Annotated in this window: 20 protein-coding genes; 6 read left to right on the forward strand and 14 right to left on the reverse strand. The window is 67.1% G+C overall.

Annotated features, from left to right (window positions below; all coding sequences use genetic code 11):
* Positions 1 to 96: 96 nt before the first annotated feature.
* The 3 genes from AAHM44_RS00505 to AAHM44_RS00510 are packed head-to-tail and all read left to right on the forward strand — an operon-like array spanning position 97 to position 1,666.
* Positions 97 to 396 carry a hypothetical protein gene (locus AAHM44_RS00505; RefSeq protein WP_342248643.1) on the forward strand — a complete coding sequence of 100 codons (300 nt, stop codon included), beginning with the start codon at positions 97 to 99 and terminating at the stop codon, positions 394 to 396.
* Positions 393 to 680, forward strand: coding sequence for a helix-turn-helix domain-containing protein (locus AAHM44_RS24810; protein ID WP_446745933.1), 288 nt, complete (start codon positions 393 to 395; stop codon positions 678 to 680). Before AAHM44_RS00505 ends, AAHM44_RS24810 begins: the two co-directional genes overlap by 4 nt.
* Entirely contained in the window at positions 572 to 1,666 is a 1,095-nt protein-coding gene (locus AAHM44_RS00510) for a tyrosine-type recombinase/integrase (protein WP_342248644.1), read from the forward strand. Before AAHM44_RS24810 ends, AAHM44_RS00510 begins: the two co-directional genes overlap by 109 nt.
* Before the next feature lie 138 nt (positions 1,667 to 1,804).
* Here AAHM44_RS00510 and AAHM44_RS00515 read toward each other — a convergent pair whose 3' ends face one another.
* The 6 genes from AAHM44_RS00515 to AAHM44_RS00540 all read right to left on the reverse strand — a co-directional run bounded on the left by AAHM44_RS00515 (position 1,805) and on the right by AAHM44_RS00540 (position 6,933).
* The gene (locus AAHM44_RS00515; protein WP_342248645.1) at positions 1,805 to 2,770 is read right to left on the reverse strand and encodes a hypothetical protein; all 966 of its coding nucleotides are present in this window, start codon (positions 2,768 to 2,770) and stop codon (positions 1,805 to 1,807) included.
* A 124-nt stretch (positions 2,771 to 2,894) separates the two neighbouring features.
* Positions 2,895 to 3,827: a hypothetical protein gene (locus AAHM44_RS00520; RefSeq protein ID WP_342248646.1), complete on the reverse strand. Its 933-nt coding sequence runs from the start codon at positions 3,825 to 3,827 to the stop codon at positions 2,895 to 2,897.
* Between the two features lie 32 nt (positions 3,828 to 3,859).
* Positions 3,860 to 5,272 (reverse strand): NAD(P)(+) transhydrogenase (Re/Si-specific) subunit beta, encoded by a 1,413-nt coding sequence (locus tag AAHM44_RS00525; RefSeq protein WP_342248647.1) that lies wholly within the window; start codon positions 5,270 to 5,272, stop codon positions 3,860 to 3,862.
* Between the two features lie 4 nt (positions 5,273 to 5,276).
* Positions 5,277 to 5,555 carry an NAD(P) transhydrogenase subunit alpha gene (locus AAHM44_RS00530; protein ID WP_184163892.1) on the reverse strand — a complete coding sequence of 93 codons (279 nt, stop codon included), beginning with the start codon at positions 5,553 to 5,555 and terminating at the stop codon, positions 5,277 to 5,279.
* Between the two features lie 113 nt (positions 5,556 to 5,668).
* Positions 5,669 to 6,796: an NAD(P) transhydrogenase subunit alpha gene (locus AAHM44_RS00535; protein ID WP_342248648.1), complete on the reverse strand. Its 1,128-nt coding sequence runs from the start codon at positions 6,794 to 6,796 to the stop codon at positions 5,669 to 5,671.
* On the reverse strand, positions 6,793 to 6,933 hold the full coding sequence (locus tag AAHM44_RS00540) for an aa3-type cytochrome c oxidase subunit IV (RefSeq protein ID WP_184163885.1): 141 nt from the start codon (positions 6,931 to 6,933) through the stop codon (positions 6,793 to 6,795). The genes AAHM44_RS00535 and AAHM44_RS00540 overlap by 4 nt, the downstream gene beginning before the upstream one ends.
* A 151-nt stretch (positions 6,934 to 7,084) precedes the next feature.
* On the opposite strand from AAHM44_RS00540, the gene AAHM44_RS00545 reads away from it, so the two are divergent.
* Together AAHM44_RS00545 and AAHM44_RS00550 are read left to right on the forward strand one after the other, a co-directional pair.
* On the forward strand, positions 7,085 to 8,512 hold the full coding sequence (locus AAHM44_RS00545) for a sigma-54-dependent transcriptional regulator (RefSeq protein WP_184163883.1): 1,428 nt from the start codon (positions 7,085 to 7,087) through the stop codon (positions 8,510 to 8,512).
* 15 nt (positions 8,513 to 8,527) lie between these two features.
* A complete protein-coding gene (locus AAHM44_RS00550) occupies positions 8,528 to 9,208 on the forward strand; it encodes a DNA alkylation repair protein (RefSeq protein ID WP_342248649.1) in 681 nt (226 codons plus the stop codon).
* Here AAHM44_RS00550 and AAHM44_RS00555 read toward each other — a convergent pair.
* Entirely contained in the window at positions 9,205 to 9,738 is a 534-nt protein-coding gene (locus AAHM44_RS00555) for a DUF2306 domain-containing protein (RefSeq protein ID WP_342248650.1), read from the reverse strand. The genes AAHM44_RS00550 and AAHM44_RS00555 overlap by 4 nt on opposite strands.
* A 157-nt stretch (positions 9,739 to 9,895) precedes the next feature.
* Between AAHM44_RS00555 and AAHM44_RS00560 the strand changes: the two genes are divergently transcribed.
* The gene (locus AAHM44_RS00560; protein ID WP_342248651.1) at positions 9,896 to 10,657 is read left to right on the forward strand and encodes a LytTR family DNA-binding domain-containing protein; all 762 of its coding nucleotides are present in this window, start codon (positions 9,896 to 9,898) and stop codon (positions 10,655 to 10,657) included.
* Positions 10,658 to 10,877: 220 nt separating this feature from the next.
* Here the strand turns inward: AAHM44_RS00560 and AAHM44_RS00565 are convergent, their stop codons facing one another.
* From AAHM44_RS00565 to glmM, 7 genes are all read right to left on the reverse strand, one after another.
* Entirely contained in the window at positions 10,878 to 11,309 is a 432-nt protein-coding gene (locus tag AAHM44_RS00565) for a hypothetical protein (protein ID WP_342248652.1), read from the reverse strand.
* 17 nt (positions 11,310 to 11,326) lie between these two features.
* Complete coding sequence (gene folP / locus AAHM44_RS00570) at positions 11,327 to 12,415, reverse strand: dihydropteroate synthase (protein WP_342248653.1); 1,089 nt, start codon at positions 12,413 to 12,415, stop codon at positions 11,327 to 11,329.
* A 161-nt stretch (positions 12,416 to 12,576) separates the two neighbouring features.
* Positions 12,577 to 13,704, reverse strand: coding sequence for a site-specific DNA-methyltransferase (locus tag AAHM44_RS00575; RefSeq protein WP_269573154.1), 1,128 nt, complete (start codon positions 13,702 to 13,704; stop codon positions 12,577 to 12,579).
* A gap of 308 nt (positions 13,705 to 14,012) precedes the next feature.
* Positions 14,013 to 14,639, reverse strand: a complete 627-nt coding sequence (locus AAHM44_RS00580) for a ribonuclease HII (RefSeq protein ID WP_342248654.1) — start codon at positions 14,637 to 14,639, stop codon at positions 14,013 to 14,015.
* Positions 14,632 to 15,789 (reverse strand): bifunctional hydroxymethylpyrimidine kinase/phosphomethylpyrimidine kinase, encoded by a 1,158-nt coding sequence (gene thiD, locus AAHM44_RS00585; protein WP_342248655.1) that lies wholly within the window; start codon positions 15,787 to 15,789, stop codon positions 14,632 to 14,634. The genes AAHM44_RS00580 and thiD overlap by 8 nt, the downstream gene beginning before the upstream one ends.
* 136 nt (positions 15,790 to 15,925) lie before the next feature.
* On the reverse strand, positions 15,926 to 16,150 hold the full coding sequence (locus AAHM44_RS00590; protein ID WP_269573156.1) for a DUF1272 domain-containing protein: 225 nt from the start codon (positions 16,148 to 16,150) through the stop codon (positions 15,926 to 15,928).
* Positions 16,150 to 17,490: a phosphoglucosamine mutase gene (glmM, locus tag AAHM44_RS00595; RefSeq protein ID WP_342248656.1), complete on the reverse strand. Its 1,341-nt coding sequence runs from the start codon at positions 17,488 to 17,490 to the stop codon at positions 16,150 to 16,152. The genes AAHM44_RS00590 and glmM overlap by 1 nt, the downstream gene beginning before the upstream one ends.
* Position 17,491: the final 1 nt, after the last annotated feature.

The following is a 17,491-nucleotide window of genomic DNA, read 5'->3' on the forward strand; positions in this document are numbered from 1 at the left end:
AGAGCACCCTCGTTACGAGGCTGCCCGGAGAAGCGGCACAACCGCATGCCCGGCCAGCAGATAGGCGGATGGCCGCCGCGCCCGTGCCCCGAGTGCATGCGGCTCTTTGAGCCGAAGGTCGCCAACCAACTCTTCTGTTGCCCGCAGCACAACAACGACTTCACCAATCGTGGAACGAAGCGCGGACGCGTGCTCACTCCGCTAGCGATCGTGGCTCGCGTTACGCGCAATGGAACCCAGGGCAACCAGGAGGCGCGGGAAGCCGGCCGCAAGGCGAGCAATGCCCACAACGCGCTGGTGAAGCGCTACCGGGACGAAGACCGTGCTGCCGGCCGTATGGAGTGGACCGAATTCCATATCCGCCGCTTGGCGCTTGGCTTCGATCCGCTCGCATGAACGCGCTCCTACTCACCGAAGAACAGGCAGCTGAGCGCCTCAGCCTCTGCACCAAAACGCTCCGAAAAGAGCGTAAAGCGGGGCGCCTGCCCTACATCTTGATCGGTCGCGCGGTTCGCTACACCCTAGACGATCTTGAGTCGTTCATCGCCCGCGCGCGCCAGGACACGCCAGCATGTCAGTCTACAAGCCGAAAAACTCGCCGTACTTCCAATACGACTTCATCTGGAAAGGTACTCGCTTTCACGGCTCGACAGGGCTCAAGAGCAAGCGCGAAGCCCTAGCCTACGAGTCTCGCGTCCGCAGCGACGCCATCCTCGGCGCGCGCGAGAAAGAGCCGATCACCGTTGATGAAGCCTGCGGGCTTTACCAGGATCACGCCGAGAAGCTCGATAGCTGGCCAAACATCCGATACATGCTCGAAGCCTTGGTGGAAGGGCTAGGCCCGAGCAAGCTGCTTGCTGACATCACCCAGCTCGATCTTCAACGCTACTTCGCCGGCCGCCGGAATGGCCGGGCCAACAGCAGCGTGAACAAGGAAATCGAGAACTGTCGCGCCGTGTGGCGCCGTGTCGAAGCCGCGAAGGTGTACGAGTTTGGCGACATGCCCGCCTGGTCGAAGCTGATGCTGCGGGTCGGCGAAAAGCCGCCGCGCGAGCTGACAATCGCCGAAGAACCGAAGCTCTTCGAGCACCTGCGAGCCGACATGGTCGACGTATGCGACTTCGCGCTTAAATCTGGTTGGCGGCAGTCCGAGGTTTTCGGCCTCCGCTGGAAGGATCTCGATCTCGATGCCCGCCAAGCCGTCACGCGCATCAAAGGTGGCGACATCGTCCGCCGTCCGCTTACCCCGACCCTGATCGCCATCATCGCCAACCAGCCGAAGGTCTGCCCGTTCGTCTTCACCTTCGTCTGCCAGCAGAACAAGGCCGCCGTGGGCAAGGACAAGCTCGGCCGCGCGCAGCCTGGCCGCCGCAAGGGCGAGCGCTATCCGATGACGAAGACGGCATTTCGCGGTGCGTGGGCAGATGCGAAGAAAGAGGCCAAGGTCGAAGATCTCCGCTTCCACGATCTCCGCCACACGCGCGGGACGCGCATCGTCCGTGCCACCGGATCTCTAGCGGCAGCGAAGGAGGCGCTGAAGCATCGCCACATCAAGACGACGCTCCGCTACGCGCACGTGCTGGACGAGGACGTGCGGAACGCGCTGGATGCATCCGAGTCCCGGATTATTCCCGAAGCGAAGGCCGCGAAGAAGCGGAAAGCCTAGGATTTCTGCGGCTGAGAGCCCGGTAGAGCGCAGTCGTGTAAACGAGATGCTCTACCAACTGAGCTAAGCGCCCGGGCATGATGCCGGTGGCGCCCCGATGCCAAAGCCCGGGCCTCGGGGCAAGCCCCCAGTGCCGGGCTAGACCAGGCCGAGCCCCGCGCGACGCACCGCGCCGACATAGGCGCGCATGCCCGCAAGCGCCTTTTCGCTCAGCACGATATAGGCACGGCGGCGATCGCCCGGATCCGCCTCGCGGCCAAACAAGCCGGCCTCGTGCATGGTACCGATCCAGCGCAACGCCGTGGTCGGCGGCACTGCAGCCGCGATGCACAGGCTGGAAACGGATACGCGCCGGCGCTCGAGACTGGCCGCAAACAGGTCGAGCAGCATGTCCCAGGCAGGATCGGCGAACAGCTCCGCTTCGAAATATTGCCCGCGCAGGCGGCGTGACCGGATCACGGCCCGAATCTCCGCCGAGGCGATATCGGGGCCCGGCTCGTCCGGCCCGCGATAGCCCAGGTCAGGCGCACGGACGCCCGTCCGTCGTTCGATCTCGTCCTCTTCGGCCAGTTCGCCTCGCGTCAGCCGTGCCAGCGCATCGGCGATCCGCGCGACTTCCTCGTTGAGCCGGCGCAGGCGCGCGGTCTCCGTATCGCGGGTGACATCAGTCCACGAAGCGTGCGGCGTCGCTTCGCCCCGTGCACGCGCCAGCACCAGCGCGGCGAGCAGTTCGGATGCGCTCGGGTCGCAGAGAAGCTGGGTGCGCGGGACACCGAGCAAGGGGCCGGCGAGGTCGATCCGATCCGCCGAGAAGATCGCGACAAGCGCCGGTCCGGCGTGGCCATCGCGTGCCGCCAGGGTATCGAGCAGCGACAACAACGGGGCTTCCGCAACCGCGCGTGCATCGAGCAGGACAAGGTCGAGCCGCGCCGCGTCGAGCAGCGGCAGGGCACCGTCTGGATCAACCATGTCGCGGATCCGGATTCCCGCCGTGGTCGCTGCCTCCACCAACTCGGCACTGCCCGCGCCCGTAACGAGCAGCGCGTTGAACGCCTGCGCCAGCGTGTCGCGGGTCGGGAAAGGGGCCGCGGAGGGGTTCGCCATCGCCTGCTCGGGTAGAATGTCCCGGAGAGGCCCAACCTCCGAAACGGATTGCTCTATCCGCTCCGTTTCGGAGCTTGTGGCGCGACCCGGACAGGCGACCGAATCATTGCCTGTCCGTTCCGGATCAGTCCACGACTGATCCGTCGGATTCGGCTGCAAATACCGACGCTTCGCTCTCATCGCCGAGAAGTTCCCGGGTCGCGCTGGCAAGCAGCCCCGGGCCCAGCGCCAGCCCCGCGGCGAAGAACACCGCGCCCACCACGCCGAACAGGATCTGGGTGACCAGCGGCATGGCGAATTGCCGGGCAGCAAATGCTTCTGCGGCAGCCCGCATCTGCTCCTGATCGCCATTGGCGGCGATCAGCGCGGCGAAATAATCCCCCATCACGAAGGACACCACGATGCCGATCGCAACAGCGAAGATCAGCGTGATCAGGAAATAACAGGCGAACAGCATCCAGAAGCGGCCACGGGTCAGCTCCCAGGCAGCATCGACGCTGATCCGCCGGCGATGGAAGGTAAGCGGGAAGATCAGCGAGATGCGCACCTCCGCCCAGACCACCGCGCAGACAAAGGCGAGGAACAGCAGGAACGAGATCGCCCCCGTGATCATGCCCGTGCCCAGCGCGAAGCCGAGCACCGTGATGACCAGCAGCAGCAGCAGCTCACCCACCAGGATCGCGGCAAAGGCGGCGACGCAGACCATGATGACCAGCCCAAACATGCGGAACTCGTCCATCCCGATCCGCATGAAGGCGAAGCCGCCCTCCTGCGGGCGCAGCATCACGCGGAACACCGCGTTCATCAGCACCACGACGAGGAATAGCAGCAACAGGTTCATGAGCAGCATGAGGCTGAACATCGGCCCTGCCCATACCGACATCGCCGTGCTTGGATCCGCGGATATGGGCATGACCGTGCCGGCAACCACGAAGCCCATCACCAGCGAGATCGCGAGCGCGCCGACACAATAAGTCACTGCCCAGATCGCCACCGAGCCGGGGCGTTCGCGCAGCAGCCCGAACGCCCCACCCAGAATCGAACCAACGCTCGCCATGCCAAGTCCCCCATTCGTTCCCGGCATCCGCGTCAGTCGAGGCTCTTAACGATCTCCTCGACCATCTTCTTCGCGTCGGCCAGCAGCATCATCGTGTTGTCGCGGTAGAACAGCTCGTTGTCCACACCGGCATAGCCGACGCCGCCCATCGAGCGCTTGACGAAAAGCACCGTCTTGGCTTTTTCGACATCGAGCACCGGCATGCCGTAGATTGGCGACGACTTGTCGGTCTTGGCGGCCGGGTTGGTCACGTCGTTGGCGCCGATGACGAAGGCGACGTCGGTCTGAGCGAACTCGCTGTTGATGTCCTCCAGCTCGAACACTTCGTCATAGGGCACGTTCGCTTCGGCGAGCAGCACGTTCATATGGCCCGGCATGCGTCCCGCAACCGGATGGATCGCGTATTTCACGCGGACACCGTGCTCCTTGAGCTTGTCGCCCATCTCACGCAGCGCATGCTGTGCCTGAGCGACCGCCATGCCGTAACCGGGCACGATGATGACCTGCTCGGCCTGGCTCATCAGGAAGGCCGCGTCCTCCGCGGAGCCGCGCTTCCACGGCCGGTCGATCGCCGCCGCACCACCGCCCGCGTCCGCCGTCGCGCCGAAGCCGCCGGCGATCACGCTGATGAAGCTGCGGTTCATCGCGCGGCACATGATGTAGCTCAGGATCGCACCCGAGGAGCCGACCAGCGCTCCGGTGATGATCATCGCCGTGTTGTGCAGGGTGAAGCCCATCGCCGCCGCTGCCCAGCCCGAATAGCTGTTGAGCATCGACACCACGACCGGCATGTCCGCACCGCCGATCGGCACGATCAGCAGGAAGCCGATCACGAAGCTGAGCGCAGTAACGGTCCAGAAGACCCAGGGGCTCTGGTCGGTGACGAAATAGCCGACCAGACCGAGAATGCCGGCCAGCACGGCCAGGTTGATGACATGGCGCCCCGGCAGCAGGATCGGCTTGCCCGACATGTTGCCGTTGAGCTTGAGGAAGGCGATCACCGAACCCGAGAAGGTGATCGCGCCGATCGCCACGCCCAGGCCCATCTCGACCCGGCTGACGCTTAGGATTTCGCCGTCCGCCCCCAGGATACCGAAGGCGGCAGGATTGAGGAAGGCCGCCGCCGCGACCAGCACCGCCGCCATGCCGACCAGCGAGTGGAAGGCGGCGACGAGCTGCGGCATCGCGGTCATCGCGATCCGGCGTGCCGTCACGAAGCCGATAATGCCGCCGATCGCGATCGCCGCGCCCAGTTCGATCGGGCTGGCGATCTCGTGCGTGATCAGCGTGGTGATCACGGCGATGCCCATGCCGAGCATGCCGAGCCGGTTGCCCCGCCGGCTGCTCGCCGGGCTGGAGAGCCCGCGCAGCGCGAGGATGAAACAGATGCCCGCCACCAGATAGGCAAAGGCGACCCAGGGATTGATTGCTGCCCCCTCGTGCATCGGCTCAGCCCTTCTTCTTGTACATAGCGAGCATGCGCTCGGTGACGGCAAAGCCGCCGAAGATGTTCACGGATGCCAGCGCCACGGCGACAAGGCCGAGCCACTTGGCAACCTCCGAACCGGTTGCAGCCGACGCGATCAGCGCGCCGACGATGATCACCGAGGAAATCGCGTTGGTCACCGCCATCAGCGGCGTGTGCAGTGCCGGCGTGACCGACCAGACCACGTAATAGCCGACGAAGCAGGCCAGTACGAAGATCGACAGGATCGAGATGAAGTCCATGTCTTGAGCCTTCCAAACTTCACGAAGCTTCCACGCGCAGCGACTGATCGCGGAAGCCTTGTTCGCCGTCCCCACGCCGAGACTAACCTTCGGCGCCATGCGGGACGGAGTTATCAACCTGCGGCGAGCAGCCGTTCGTTCACTACCTTGCCGCCCTGGGTGAGGCGGATGGCGTTGCCGATTTCCTCGTCGAGGACCGGCTTGCCCTGCTCCTTGTTCCAGAAGGCGGATAGGAAGTTGAACAGGTTGCGCGCGAACAGCGCCGAGCTGTCGGCGGCGAGACGCGACGGCACGTTCCTGTGCCCGACGATCTTCACGCCGTGGATCGTCACGATCTCGCCGGCGACCGCGCCTTCGACATTGCCGCCGGCCTCGACCGCGAGGTCGACGATCACGCTGCCCGGCTTCATCGTGGCGATCTGGGCATCGCTGATCAGCCGCGGCGCGGGGCGCCCCGGGATCAGCGCGGTGGTGATGACGATGTCCTGCTTGGCGATATGCGAGGAGACGAGCTCGGCCTGGGCGGCCTTGTACTCGTCGCTCATCTCGGTGGCATAGCCGCCGGTGCCTTCGCCCTCGATGCCCTTCACCGCCTCGACGAAGATCGGCTTGGCGCCGAGCGACAGGATCTGCTCCTTGGTCGCCGCGCGGACGTCGGTCGCTGAGACCTGCGCACCGAGGCGACGCGCGGTGGCGATCGCCTGCAGGCCGGCGACGCCCACGCCCATGACGAAGACCTTGGCGGCCGAAACGGTGCCCGCCGCGGTCATCATCATCGGGAAGGCGCGGCCATATTCGGCCGCGGCGTCGAGCACTGCCTTGTAGCCCGACAGGTTCGACTGCGAGGACAGGATGTCCATCGACTGCGCGCGCGTGATGCGCGGCATGAACTCCATCGCCAGCGCCTCGAACCCGGCCGAGGCATAGGCATCGACCCGGGCGCGTTCGCCGAACGGGTTCAACCCCGCGACGATCCAGGCACCGGGCTTCGCGCCGGCAAGGCCGGCCGGATCCGGCCCCTGCACGCCGAGCACGATATCGGCATCCTTGAGCGTCGCCGCCCGCGCGCCAACGGTGGCGCCGGCATCGGCATAGGCCTGGTCGGCGATCGATGCATCCGCGCCCGCACCGGCCTCGACCGACACTTCGGCACCGAGCCCGACGAACTTCTTCACCGTTTCCGGAGTCGCGGAAACACGCCGCTCGCCGGCGGCGGCTTCCTTCAGAACCGCGATCTTCACTTGGCGGAGATCAGGAAGACGACGAGTGCAGCGATCAGGGCAACACCGACGGTGCCCCAGGTCATCATCGCCTTGAAACCATTCCACGTCTGCTCGTGCGCCTTGAGCTGCGCGGCATTGTCACCGGTGTCAGCCATTCGTCTCTCCCCTGAAACTTTATGCAGCGACTGTAGCCCCCAGCGCCGCCTCCCTCAACCCCGCCGCAGCTTCAGCAAGCTTAAGCCCGCCTTTACCCATCTGCTTTATCACGGTCGGCCTGAAACGGGACAGTAGGGACATGGAAGAGCGATGACGCGCAACGGCCAGCGCCTCCTGATGCTGATCGACGATGAGCCGGCCCAGCGCCGCCTCGTCGCAGCAATTGCCGCGCGCCGCGGCTGGAAGACGATCTTCGCGAGCGAGGCCGAGACCGGCATCGCCACGCTGGGCACGCCCGACGGGATGGCGCTCGACGCGATCATCCTCGACCATGCATCGCCCGACGCCGATGCGGCGGCGCTGATCGCCGAGCTGCGCGAGCGCCGGCCCCAGCTGCCGATCCTGATGCTCACCGCCAATGGTTCGGTCGCCAACGCCGTCAACGCGATGCGTGCCGGCGCGACCGACTTCCTGGTCAAGCCGCTCGCCGCCGAGCGCCTGCTCGCCGCGCTGGAAGCGGCCGTCGGCGGCAAGACCGCGGGCGAACTGCGCCCGCTCACCGAAAAGCTCTCCGCCCCGCTCGCCTTCGACGAGATCGTCGGCAGCGCGCCGCAGTTCCGCGCGGCCCTGGCCATCGCGGCCAAAGCTGCCCGTGCCCGCGTGCCCGTGCTGATCGAGGGCGAGAGCGGCGTCGGCAAGGAAGTGGTTGCCGAGGCGATCCACGCCGCCTCGCCGCGCAACAAGAAGGAAATGATCTCGATCAACTGCGGGGCGATCCCCGCCAACCTGGTCGAGAGCGAGCTGTTCGGGCACGAGAAGGGCGCCTTTACCGGCGCCTTCGAGCGCAAGATCGGCCGATTCGCCGACGCCGATGGCGGCACCATCTTCCTCGACGAGATCGGCGAGATGCCGCTCGACGCGCAGGTCAAGCTGCTGCGCGTGCTCCAGTCGGGCGAGATCCAGCCGATCGGCGCGCGCCATGCCCGCGAAGTCGATGTCCGGGTGATCGCCGCGACCAACAAGACGCTGCAGGCCGAAGTCGAGGCCGGACGCTTCCGCGAGGACCTGTATTACCGGCTCAATGTCGTCCAGGTGACGATCCCGCCGCTGCGCGAACGCACCGGCGACATCCCCGCGCTTGCCCGCCACCTGCTCGCCCGCATCGCCGACCAGCCGGGCCTGCGCGAGCTCGGCATCACCGACGACGCGCTCCAGCTGCTGGGCAGCTATGACTGGCCGGGCAATGTCCGCCAGCTCCAGAACGCCCTGTTCCGCGCCTCGGTGCTTTGCGACAATGACGGGCTGACCCGCGCCGATTTCCCGCAGATCGCCCAGCTCGCCGCCGGCCGCCCCATGGGCAATGGCCATCAGGCGCCCGGCGCGAACAATGCCGGTGTCACCCTGTTCCGCCCCGACGGCAACCTGCGTGCATTGGACGAGATCGAGGCCGATGTGATCCGCCTGGCGATCGGCCATTATCGCGGACGGATGACCGAGGTGGCCCGCCGGCTCGGGATCGGGCGCTCGACGCTCTACCGCAAGCTCGGCGAGCTGGGGATCGACCAGAGCGCCGCCTGAGCCTAGCCTGCGGCCATGCTGGCCGAGGCGCTCCACTTGCTCGAACGGGCCGCCGAACCGGGGGTGGCCGAAGGCATGCCGCGCTTCGGCATCGCCACGGCGGACCGCGTGATCGGCATCAGGGTCGGCACCCTCCGCGGCCTCGCCAGGACGCTCGGCCGGAACCAGGCACTCGCCGAGCAGCTCTGGGATGCCGGCATTTACGAAGCGCGGCTGCTCGCCTGCTTCGTCGGCGAGCCCAAGACCCTCACTGCCGAAGGCATGGACCGCTGGGCAGCGGGTTTCGACAATTGGGCGACCTGCGACACCGCCTGTTTCGACCTGTTCGACAACAGCCCGCTGGCCTGGGACGCCGTGTACCGCTGGGCTGGCGACGAGCGCGAATTCGTCCGCCGCGGCGCCTTCGCGCTGCTCGCCGGGCTGGCGTTGCACGCGAAGAAGCTGCCGGACGCCCCGTTCCTCGAGGCGCTGCCCCTGATCGAGGCCCAGGCCGGCGACGACCGCAACTTCGTCAAGAAGGGAGTGAGCTGGGCGCTGCGGGCGATCGGCATGCGCAACCCCGCCCTGCACCGCTCGGCCGGCGAACTCGCCGAGCGGCTCTCCGCCGCGCCGCTTCCCGCCGCACGCTGGATCGGGCGGGACGCGGCACGCGACCTGGCGAGGCCGGCAGCCAGGCGGAAGGCCGGGCTCGGCTAGAGCATCAGCCAGTTCCACAGCAGCCGGCCGGGCAGGAAGGCGAACAGGCCGGGCAGCAGCAGCGCGCCCGCATACATGCCCCACATGTGCCGCTTGTGCGCGGCGATGTCGCCGGCCCGTGCGGCGCGGACCGCGCGGTAAAGAGTGACGAATACCAGTGGCACGAACAGATGGATCCAGCCGAACTGGCCATGGTTCATGTTGCGGATGAAGATCGCCGAGCCCGCCGCGACCAGCATCAGCACACCCCAGATCCGCCCGAGCAGCTTGTGCGTCGCGTCGCCCTTGCGCGCCAGCAGCACCCATAGGCCTAGCGGGATCGCCGGCAGCACGCTCGACAGATGGATCAGCACCGCGACCTGCTTCGCTTCATAGGTCGACGGCGTCACCCCGATCAGCACCCGCGCCACCGCGACGATCGTCGCGCCCGCCAGCACCGTGGCGACTGCGAGCATCGCCCCCTTGGCGAAACCCGACAGATCCTTCGTCCCGCCCATCGCACCTTCCCGAACTCCTGCATGACTGGCCATTGCTTGCCTCCCGACGCTATTGGCGGGACCAGCATGGCCGGCGGCGACGGCCGGACAATCGCGTCTGCGCCGCCGGGCCGATTGCTGCGTGGGCGGGCAGCGATGCTCTGGGCGCTGCCATTTGGCGAAGCGCGAACGGGACGGGGGACGAACGGGTTTGGGCAGCGCACGGCGAATCCTGATCGACTGCACGATCATCCTGGGCGTGGGCGTGGTGCTGGCGCTGATCGGCCCGTTCGGGAGCTTCGCGGCGCCGTTCGGCCTCAGGCTGCTCTACTGGCTGGCGATGAGCTATGCCGGCTACTTCCTCTATTTCCCGGCGATGCGGGCGGCGAGCATCTTTGCGCCTCGGCTCGACCTGCCCGAATGGTCGCTATGGGCGGCAGCCTGCGTACTTGCGAGCGTGCCGATGAGCGTGGTGGTCTGGGCCGCCAATCTGATCTGGCATCCGGGGCGTTGGCTGCCCCTCGAGCAATGGATCGCGCATTATTTCAACGTGGCATTGCTGGCCGGGCTGGTCTGCACGCTGTTCTGGTTCACCCGCCAGCGGCGCCTTGCCAGGATCGCGCCGGCGCCCGAACCGGAAGCGCCGACCAGCGAGCCCGGCCTGCCCCGGCTGGCCGAGCGCCTGCCCCCGCACCTGCGCGCGGCACCGATCGCGCTCGAGATGGAGGACCATTATGTCCGCGTCCACACGCGGCACGGCTCGACCCTGTTGCTGATGCGGATGCGGGATGCCGTGGCCGAGCTGGACGGCATGCCGGGCGCGCTGGTCCATCGCAGCTGGTGGGTGGCGCGCGAAGCAGTGACCGGCACCCGGCGCGACGGACGCAATGTCCGGCTGCTGCTGACCGGCGGGATCGAGGCGCCGGTGGCGCGCGCGCAGGCACCGGGGCTGGAAGCCGCGGGCTGGTTCTAGGCGCTCCAACACGGCGGAGGTCGCGACTCGCCAAAGTACACAAAGTACAGGCCAAGAGCCGGTTTTACGGCCCGCAATCTTCCCTGATTCCCCGGGTTAGGCGCGCATCCCGCAATATTGTTGCGCGCGCGTGATCCTATGTTCCTGCAGCCTCAGAGAGCGGCCGGCCAGGGACCGGCCGCCCGAGACGAGCAGGCGAAATCCTACATTGCAAGCCGCCCTAGCGGACCGCGACCAGCTTCGCCCTGGAGAGGTGCCAGTTCACATCGGCCGGATTGGCGCTCACCCCGGCAACGACGCGGTGGAGCGTGTAGCTGCCGCGGAAATGCTGGCGCTTGCCGTTCTTGAGCGTGGCATAGACATCGACCGGCACGGTGATCCGGCGCTGGCTCATGCCCGCATCGGCGTTGATCGGATTGCGCGTCTCGACCCGGCTGTGCGCCGTCGCGGCGAAGCCCTGGCGGAACGCGGCGAAGCTCTTGCCGCTGGCCTGGCCGCCGCGATCCCACAGACCATAAGCGGTGCGGAAATCGCCGCGTTCGATCGCAGCGTAATAGGCCTGGACCGTATCGCGGGCATCCTGCGGGCCCGGCTCCCGGGCAAGTGCCGGCATCGGCGCGGCGACCAGGGCGAGGGCAAGGGCGAGACGCATGGTTCTTCTCCGTTTCTCTAGCGGGCGATCAGCGCCGAATCGCGCAGGCCACGCCAGACCCTCAACGCCTGAACCGTCTCGAATACATCATGAACACGGATGAGTTGCGCCCCGGCATCGGCACCCTTGAGCGCAAGCGCCAGGCTGCCGCCGAGCCGCTGATCCGCCGGCGCTTCGTTCGACAGCGCGCCGATCATCCGCTTGCGGCTGGCGCCGAGCAGCAGCCCGCAGCCGATCCCGTGGAACAGCGCGAGGCCGTTCATCAGCACGAGATTGTCCTGCAGCGACTTGCCGAAGCCGATGCCCGGATCGACCAGGATCTTCGCCCGATCGACACCGGCCGCGGCCACGTCCTCGACCCGCTTCTCCAGCCAGTCATAGACGTCGAGCAGCACGTCCCCATAGCCATCGCCGCCGTGCGGGCCCTTTTCCGGCTCGGGCGAATGCATCAGCACGACCGGGCAACCGGCATTCACGACCACTTCCAGCGCCTGGGGATCGTAGAGCAGCGCCGCGACATCGTTGACGATATGCGCCCCGGCCTGAAGCGCCGCCGCCATCACCGCGGCGCGGCGGGTATCGACGGAGATCGCGGCACCACCGGCGGCGAGCTTGCGGATCACGGGAACGACGCGCTCGATCTCCTCGCCCTCCCACACCTCGGCGGCGCCGGGCCGGGTCGATTCGCCGCCGATGTCGAGGATCGCGGCGCCCGCCGCGGCCATGTCGACGCCCACGCCGGCGGCCGCATCGACATCCTCGCTGAGCGCGCGCGAATCGGAGAAGCTGTCGGGCGTGCGGTTGAGGATCGCCATCACCTGGGGCTGGTCGAGCCGGACGACGCGCTCGCCAAGCTTCAGCGACGCGCGCGGGGCGGTGATGCGCTGGAGGATCGCGGCGACGCGGGGATCGTCCGGCAGATCGGCGACCGCGATCGTACGCTGGAACACGCGCTTGCCGCCTTCCCGCGCGATCAGCTCGAAGGCCGAGCACCAGCTGAGCCCGCCGGCGAGGCGGACGACTTCGCCGTCGCGGCTGACCGGCGAATCGGCGAGCTGGACGGGGCGGAGATAGAGCCGCGCGGTTGCGGGGAGATCGAAGGTCATGCGGCGACCGTTCCAGAGGTGATCCCGCATGGGAAGGGGAAACTTCTTGAGCCCCTCCCCTTCAGGGGAGGGGACGGGGGTGGGGCAGTGTCTCACCGAGACCAAAGCCCACGGACAGCCCCACCCCAACCCCTCCCCTGAAGGGCAGGGGCTAGAGAGGCTTACGGCTGGGTCGCCAGCAGGTAGTTCTGGCGCAGCGCGTCGATCGGCTTGAGGCCGTCGGCGGCTTCATAGTTCCAGAAGGTCCAGCCATTGCACGACGGCGCGTTCTGCAGCGTCGCGCCAAGCTTGTGGATCGAGCCGGCCTGGCCGTCGCAGCTGAGCGAACCGTCCGCGCCGACCACGGCCTTCCAGCGGCGCTTGCCGTCGGTCAGCACGGTACCGGGCTTCAGGAAGCCGTTCTCGACCAGCTGGCCGAAGGCGACGCGCGGCTGGCTCTTGGGCGCCTGCATCGTCTTGAGCGCCGATTCGTCGAGCGGCAGCGCCGCTTCGATGCGCTCCCTGGCGGCTTCGACATAGGCGGTCTCGCGCTCGATGCCGATCCAGCGGCGGCCAAGCCGCTTGGCGACCGCGCCGGTGGTGCCGGTGCCGAAGAAGGGATCGAGCACGACGTCGCCCGGCTTGGTGCTGGCGAGCATGATCCGATAGAGCAATGCTTCGGGCTTCTGGGTCGGGTGGACCTTGGTGCCGCCCTTCTTGAGACGCTCCTGGCCGCCGCAGATCGGGAATTCCCAATCCGAGCGCATCTGGATCTCGTCGTTGAGCGTCTTCATCGAGCGATAGTTGAAGGTGTATTTCGCCTTCTCGCCGGTGCTCGCCCAGATCAGCGTCTCATGCGCGTTGGTGAACCGGGTGCCCTTGAAATTGGGCATCGGGTTGGCCTTGCGCCAGATGATGTCGTTGAGGATCCAGAAGCCGAGGTCCTGGATCGCCGAGCCGACCTTGAAGATGTTGTGATAGCTGCCGATCACCCAGATCGTGCCGTCGTCCTTCAGGATGCGGCGTGCCTCGGCCAGCCATTCGCGGGTGAACGCGTCATAGGCGGCCAGGCTGTCGAACTTGTCCCATTCGTCGGTGACCGCGTCGACGGCGCTGCCGTCCGGACGGTTCAGGTCGCCACCGAGCTGCAGATTATAGGGCGGATCGGCGAAGATGCAGTCGACCGACTTTGCGGGCAAAGCGCGCATCGCCTCGATGCAGTCCTGCTGCAGGATCGTATCGTAGGGCAACACATCGACCCATGAACGCACCGTTGCCGGCTTGAGTCTGCCCTTTTCGAGAACCCCCATTAACCTCTTTCCCCTTGTTGGAGAGGCGGTTTCTGTCGGCGAATGGCCTCGCGTCAAGCGCTGATTGGTTAACGAAAAAACCTGCGATTCCGTTAACTTGTAGAACGCTCCACGAACTTATCCACATGCTGAGTCGCAAAGTTATCCACAGGCACAAGATATGGGGTGTGGCGAAAAAGACTCATTTCGCCCGTCGTGCGCTCGCCGGAACCGGAAGCGGATGACGGCGCGGCGGAAGGACCGGGATCGCCCGAATCAATGATTCGGCCAGCGCCGCCCCAAGGCATAGCGGGCTGGAGATCGCCGAATCATTCGGCGGCCGGGATCCCGAAGTCGAAATGCGCCTGGGCGACCGGCGCGAAGCTCCTGCGGTGGTGCGGCGTCGGGCCGAGGATGCGCAGCGCTTCCTGGTGGACCTTCGCGCCATAGCCCTTGTTGCTCGCCCAGCCATAGCCGGGGTGGAGCGCGTCGAGCTCTATCATCATCGTGTCGCGGCGATGCTTGGCGACGATCGAGGCGGCGGCGATCGACAGGCAGAGCGCGTCGCCGCCGACCAGGGCATGGCTCCGGTGCGTCCAGTCCGGGCAGCGATTGCCGTCGACCAGCACGAAGGCGGGCGCCGGGCCGAGCGCCTCGACCGCGCGGGTCATCGCCAGCATCGTCGCCCAGAAGATGTTGAGGCTGTCGATCTCCTCGACCGTGGCGATGCCGAGGCCGACCTGGGCGCAGGCGAGAATCTCGGCGCAGAGCCGCTCGCGCTTGAGCGCGGTCAGCGCCTTGGAATCGTCGACGCCCTCGGGAATGCACTTGGGATCGAGGATGACCGCGGCGGCGACCACCGGGCCGGCGAGCGGGCCGCGGCCGGCCTCGTCCACCCCGGCGACCGGGCCGCCGTGCAGCTTTCCATATTTCCGTTCGAACTTGAGATCAGGCATCGCCCACCCGCCATGGCGGATAGCGGCGCATCTCGCCAGCCTGGTAGAGACGAACCGAATTGCCGGCCGGATCGCGCAGCCGGGCTTCGCGCCAGCCCCAATTCTCGTCCTTGGGATCCTGCTCGAAGACGATTCCCTGCTGCTGGAGATAGGCGACGGTGACGTCGAGGTCGCCGCATTCGAAATAGACGACCGGGGCGGTGTAGCCGGGATCGGTGGCGATGCTGAAGGTGGCGCCGCCCTCGGTCTCGAACCGGGCATAGCGCGGGCTCGCGCGGACGACCTGGCGCAGGCCGAGCAGCCGGTAGAAGCGCTCGCTCGCCGCAAGATCGGCGGCGGGCACGGTCACCTGGTTCAGCATCGGCTCGAAGAAGCTCATGTTGAGGTCGAGCCGCACCGCCTGCTGCCCCATCGGGCCATGGCCGCGGCCGAGCCCGGGCGCCTCGCGCATCGCGATGCGGACGAAGCGGCGGGCGCGGCGGATCGCCTCGGGCAGGTCCCATTCGACCGCGAGCCCGCAGGCGATGGCGGAGGACAGGGTACAGCCGGTGCCATGGGTGTTGTCGCTGTCGATGCGCGGATTGCTCCACTCGATCTCGGGCGGATCCTCGGGATCGGCGGAATAGAGCCGATCGGTGACCACGGGCCCCTCGACATGCCCGCCCTTGACCAGCACGGCGCAGCGATGCGCCTCGACCAGCGCGCGGGCATCGCCGCCCAGCGCCGCCAGCTCGGGGATATTGGGGGTGACGACGGTGGCGCGGTCCATCAGCCGCTCGAACGCGGCGATGGTCGTGTCATCCGCCAGGGTGGCGCCGCTCGAGGCGATCATCACCGGATCGAACACCACCGGGATGCCGGGCAGCTCGGCAAGCTTCCCGGCCACCGCCAGCGCGGTGCGGGCCGAGCCGATCATGCCGATCTTGATCGCATCGACGCCGATGTCCGCCACACAGGCATCGATCTGCGCCAGCACCATCTCGGTCGGCACCGGATGCACGCCGGTGACGCCCAAGGTGTTCTGCGCGGTTATCGCGGTGATCGCAGTCATCGCATGGCCACCGAGCATGGTGACGGTCTTGATGTCCGCCTGGATTCCGGCGCCGCCGCCAGAATCCGAGCCGGCGATGATGAGTATCCGGGGAGTCATACCTCTATTCCTTTGTCACCCCGAACTTGTTTCAGGGTCCAACGCGCCTCAAGCGATACCGCTGGTGGATAATTGGATGCTGAAACAAATTCAGCATGACGGAAGAAGAATAGCGGCATGCCTCAGCCCCTGGGTTTCAACCCTTGTACCGGCGCTCCGTGCTCGCCGGATTGTTCGCCAGCGCCTTACCGACACGCGCCGGCCGGTCCAACAGTTCGCCGCCGCAATTGGGGCAGCGTTCGTCGAGTGCATCGGCGCAATCGGCGCAGAAGGTGCACTCGAACGAGCAGATGAAGGCGCCGCCCTCGTCCGCCGGCAGATCGGCGCCGCAGCGCTCGCAATCGGGGCGCATCTCGAGCATCAGGCGGCAGCCTCGCGCACCACGTCGCAGATGCGGTCGACCACCGCTTCCACCTGCGCCTTGTCGTCGCCCTCGGCCATCACCCGGATCACCGGCTCGGTGCCCGACGCGCGGATGACGAGGCGGCCCTTGCCGTCCAGCTCCGCTTCGGCCGCGGCGATCACGTCCTTCACGCGCGAATCCTCCAGCGGCTTGCCGCCCTTGAAGCGGACATTCTTGAGCAGCTGGGGCAGCGGATCGAAGCGATGGAGCACTTCGCTGGCCGGCGCGCCGGCGCGAACCAGCTCGGCCAGCACCTGGAGCGCTGCGACCAGACCATCGCCCGTCGTGGCATAGTCGGACAGGATGATGTGCCCCGACTGCTCGCCGCCGACATTATAGCCCGACGCGCGCATCTTCTCGAGGACGTAGCGATCGCCCACCGAGGTGCGGATCAGACCGAGGCCCTGCGCCGAGAGGTGCCGCTCGAGCCCGAGGTTCGACATGACGGTGGCGACCAGGCCGCCCCCGGCAAGCCGGCCCTGCCGCGCCCAGCCGCCGGCGATCGTCGCCATCAGCTGGTCGCCATCGACCACCTTGCCCTGCTCGTCGACCACGATGAGGCGATCCGCATCGCCGTCGAGCGCGATGCCGATATGCGCGCCGGAGCCGACCACGGTCTCGCACAGCGTGTCGGGCGCGGTCGAGCCGACGCCGTCATTGATGTTCTTGCCGTTGGGGGTGACGCCGATCGCGATCACTTCGGCGCCGAGCTCCCACAGCGCCGAGGGCGCGACCTGGTATGCCGCGCCATTGGCGCAATCGACGACGATCTTGAGCCCGTCGAGCGTCAGCTCCTCGGGGAAAGTCGACTTGGCGAAGTGGATGTAGCGGCCGCGCGCATCCTCGACGCGCCGGGCACGACCGATATCGGCCGAAGCCGCGAGCGGCACCTCGCCGTCGATCAGCGCCTCGATCGCCAGCTCATCCTCGTCCGAAAGCTTGAAGCCGTCGGGCCCGAACAGCTTGATACCGTTATCGGCATAGGGATTGTGGCTCGCCGAGATCATCACGCCCATGTCGGCGCGCATCGAATGGGTGAGCATCGCCACCGCCGGAGTCGGCATCGGCCCGAGCAGCACCACGTCCATGCCGACGCTCGTGAAGCCGGCGACCAGCGCGTTCTCGAGCATGTAGCCCGAAAGCCGCGTGTCCTTGCCGATCACCACCCGGTGGCGGTGATCGCCGCGCCGGAAGTGCGCGCCTGCCGCCATGCCGACCTTCATCGCCATCGCCGCGGTCATCGGCGACAGGTTCGTCGCCCCCCGGATTCCGTCCGTCCCGAAATATTTTCTTGCCATG

Origin of the sequence: Sphingomonas sp. OTU376, assembly GCF_038440415.1 — a bacterium.
Lineage (GTDB): Bacteria > Pseudomonadota > Alphaproteobacteria > Sphingomonadales > Sphingomonadaceae > Sphingomonas > Sphingomonas kyeonggiensis_A.

What these genes read in the sequence shown, in the direction of transcription:
- AAHM44_RS00505 (WP_342248643.1), top strand. Translation starts at nt 97, where the DNA reads ATGCGGCTCTTTGAGCCGAAGGTCGCCAACCAACTCTTCTGTTGCCCG.
- AAHM44_RS24810 (WP_446745933.1), top strand. Translation starts at nt 393, where the DNA reads ATGAACGCGCTCCTACTCACCGAAGAACAGGCAGCTGAGCGCCTCAGC.
- AAHM44_RS00510 (WP_342248644.1), top strand. Translation starts at nt 572, where the DNA reads ATGTCAGTCTACAAGCCGAAAAACTCGCCGTACTTCCAATACGACTTC.
- AAHM44_RS00515 (WP_342248645.1), bottom strand. Translation starts at nt 2,770, where the DNA reads ATGGCGAACCCCTCCGCGGCCCCTTTCCCGACCCGCGACACGCTGGCG.
- AAHM44_RS00520 (WP_342248646.1), bottom strand. Translation starts at nt 3,827, where the DNA reads ATGGCGAGCGTTGGTTCGATTCTGGGTGGGGCGTTCGGGCTGCTGCGC.
- AAHM44_RS00525 (WP_342248647.1), bottom strand. Translation starts at nt 5,272, where the DNA reads ATGCACGAGGGGGCAGCAATCAATCCCTGGGTCGCCTTTGCCTATCTG.
- AAHM44_RS00530 (WP_184163892.1), bottom strand. Translation starts at nt 5,555, where the DNA reads ATGGACTTCATCTCGATCCTGTCGATCTTCGTACTGGCCTGCTTCGTC.
- AAHM44_RS00540 (WP_184163885.1), bottom strand. Translation starts at nt 6,933, where the DNA reads ATGGCTGACACCGGTGACAATGCCGCGCAGCTCAAGGCGCACGAGCAG.
- AAHM44_RS00545 (WP_184163883.1), top strand. Translation starts at nt 7,085, where the DNA reads ATGACGCGCAACGGCCAGCGCCTCCTGATGCTGATCGACGATGAGCCG.
- AAHM44_RS00550 (WP_342248649.1), top strand. Translation starts at nt 8,528, where the DNA reads ATGCTGGCCGAGGCGCTCCACTTGCTCGAACGGGCCGCCGAACCGGGG.
- AAHM44_RS00555 (WP_342248650.1), bottom strand. Translation starts at nt 9,738, where the DNA reads ATGGCCAGTCATGCAGGAGTTCGGGAAGGTGCGATGGGCGGGACGAAG.
- AAHM44_RS00565 (WP_342248652.1), bottom strand. Translation starts at nt 11,309, where the DNA reads ATGCGTCTCGCCCTTGCCCTCGCCCTGGTCGCCGCGCCGATGCCGGCA.
- folP (WP_342248653.1), bottom strand. Translation starts at nt 12,415, where the DNA reads ATGACCTTCGATCTCCCCGCAACCGCGCGGCTCTATCTCCGCCCCGTC.
- AAHM44_RS00575 (WP_269573154.1), bottom strand. Translation starts at nt 13,704, where the DNA reads ATGGGGGTTCTCGAAAAGGGCAGACTCAAGCCGGCAACGGTGCGTTCA.
- AAHM44_RS00580 (WP_342248654.1), bottom strand. Translation starts at nt 14,639, where the DNA reads ATGCCTGATCTCAAGTTCGAACGGAAATATGGAAAGCTGCACGGCGGC.
- thiD (WP_342248655.1), bottom strand. Translation starts at nt 15,789, where the DNA reads ATGACTCCCCGGATACTCATCATCGCCGGCTCGGATTCTGGCGGCGGC.
- AAHM44_RS00590 (WP_269573156.1), bottom strand. Translation starts at nt 16,150, where the DNA reads ATGCTCGAGATGCGCCCCGATTGCGAGCGCTGCGGCGCCGATCTGCCG.
- glmM (WP_342248656.1), bottom strand. Translation starts at nt 17,490, where the DNA reads ATGGCAAGAAAATATTTCGGGACGGACGGAATCCGGGGGGCGACGAAC.